The sequence below is a fragment of the Glaciimonas sp. GNP009 genome (assembly GCF_054343755.1).
Window position 1 is genome coordinate 1 of sequence record NZ_JBTGUV010000003.1, and the last position, 1,925, is coordinate 1,925.

A 1,925-nucleotide genomic window follows, 5' to 3' on the forward strand; every position below is an offset into this window, starting at 1 on the left:
GCTGTGACCTTGGGTTGATGTCAGACGTTGACTCTGGCCAGCGCCGCCGAGTAGCTTCAGCGGTGGTGGCGGATACGGGTGGGTTCGACAGTAGCCGGTGGTACCGAGACGCTTTCCGGTGTCAACCGTTTTACCAGGGTCTGCATCCATTGATGGCGGTGCGACATTGGCATTGTCCGGTCCCGGCAGTATTGCCATTGCGAGCGGCGTGACCGACAACGGCACCTTCGATATCACCGGTACTTCGGTGCAACCATTCAAAGTCTGTCTGGCGCCGGTGCTGTGGCCCATCAGGTCATCGAACATTGACTCTCACGCAGCGCCGCCGATGACTTCAGCGGGTAGGTGTAGCAGCATCAGGCAGGATTCGACAGTAGCACGGTGAGTACCGAGACGCTTTCCAGTGTTAACCGTTTGCAGGGTCTGCGTGCTCAATGGCGGTGAGCATTCGGCATTGTCCCGGTCCCGGCAGTGTTGCCGGTGCGGCCGCGTGACCGACAACGGCACCTTCGATACTCACCGGTACGGCTTCGGTGCAACCATTTCAGCGTCTGTCTGGCGCTGGTGCTGACTCAGGTAGATGAGACATTGACTCTAGCCAGCGCCACCGATAACTTCAGCGGTAGTGTCGGCGGGTACGGTAGGTTGACAGTCACCGGTGCGTACCGAGACGCTTTCCGGTGCTAGCCGCTTTACGGTCTGCATCCATTAATAGCGGTGCGACATTGGCATTGTCCGGTCCCGGCAGTATTGCCGGTGCGAGCAGCGTGACCGACAACGGCACCTTCGATATCACCGGTACTTCGGGTGCAACCATTCAAAGTCTGTCTGGCGCCGGTGCTGTGGCCCTAGGTAATCAGACATTGACTCTGGCCAGCGCCGCCGATAACTTCAGCGGTAGTGTCAGCGGTACGGGTGGGTTGACAGTAGCCGGTGGTACCGAGACGCTTTCCGGTGTTAACCGTTTTACAGGGTCTGCATCTATCAATAGCGGTGCGACATTGGCATTGTCCGGTCCCGGCAGTATTGCCGGTGCGAGCAGCGTGACCGACAACGGCACCTTCGATATCACCGGTACGGCTTCGGGTGCAACCATTCAGCGTCTGTCGGGCGCCGGTGCTGTGACCTTAGGTAATCAGACATTAACCCTAGCCAGCGCCGCCGATAACTTCAGCGGTAGTGTCAGCGGTACGGGTGGGTTGACAGTAGCCGGTGGTGCCGAGACGCTTTCCAGTGTTAACCGTTTTACAGGGTCTGCATCCATTAATAGCGGTGCGACATTGGCATTGTCCGGTCCCGGCAGTATTGCCAGTGCGAGCAGTGTGATCGACAACGGTACTTTTGATATCACCGGTACTTCGGGTGCAACCATTCAAAGTCTGTCTGGCGCCGGTGCTGTGGCCCTAGGTAATCAGACATTGACTCTAGCCATCGCCGCCGATAACTTCAGCGGTAGTGTCAGCGGTACGGGTGGGTTGACAGTAGCCGGTGGTACCGAGACGCTTTCCGGTGTCAACCGTTTTACGGGGTCTGCATCTATCAATAGCGGTGCGACATTGGCATTGTCCGGTCCCGGCAGTATTGCCGGTGCGAGCAGCGTGACCGACAACGGCACCTTCGATATCACCGGTACGGCTTCGGGTGCAACCATTCAGCGTCTGTCGGGCGCTGGTGCTGTGACCTTCCAGGTAATCAGACATTGACTCTAGCCAGCGCCGCCGATAACTTCAGCGGTAGTGTCAGCGGTACGGGTGGGTTGACGGTCGCCCGGCGGTGCCGCGACGCTTTCCAGTATCAACCGTTTTACAGGGTCTGCATCCATTAATAGCGGTGCGACATTGGCATTGTCCGGTCCCGGCAGTATTGCCGGTGCGAGCAGCGTGATCGACAACGGCACCTTCGATATCACCGGTACGGCTTCGGGT

Annotated in this window: 3 protein-coding genes; 1 reads left to right on the forward strand and 2 read right to left on the reverse strand. The window is 58.4% G+C overall.

Annotated features, from left to right (window positions below; translation table 11 throughout):
* A partial coding sequence (locus ACXX82_RS01160; RefSeq protein ID WP_458562206.1) for a hypothetical protein occupies nucleotides 1–306 on the reverse strand: 306 nt, incomplete at its 3' end.
* A 374-nt stretch (nucleotides 307–680) separates the two neighbouring features.
* Here ACXX82_RS01160 and ACXX82_RS01165 point away from each other — a divergent pair.
* Nucleotides 681–1,703: a beta strand repeat-containing protein gene (locus ACXX82_RS01165; RefSeq protein WP_458562207.1), complete on the forward strand. Its 1,023-nt coding sequence runs from the start codon at nucleotides 681–683 to the stop codon at nucleotides 1,701–1,703.
* A 2-nt stretch (nucleotides 1,704–1,705) separates the two neighbouring features.
* Here the strand turns inward: ACXX82_RS01165 and ACXX82_RS01170 are convergent.
* Nucleotides 1,706–1,925 (reverse strand): hypothetical protein (locus tag ACXX82_RS01170; protein ID WP_458562208.1); only part of this gene is annotated, 220 nt, incomplete at its 5' end.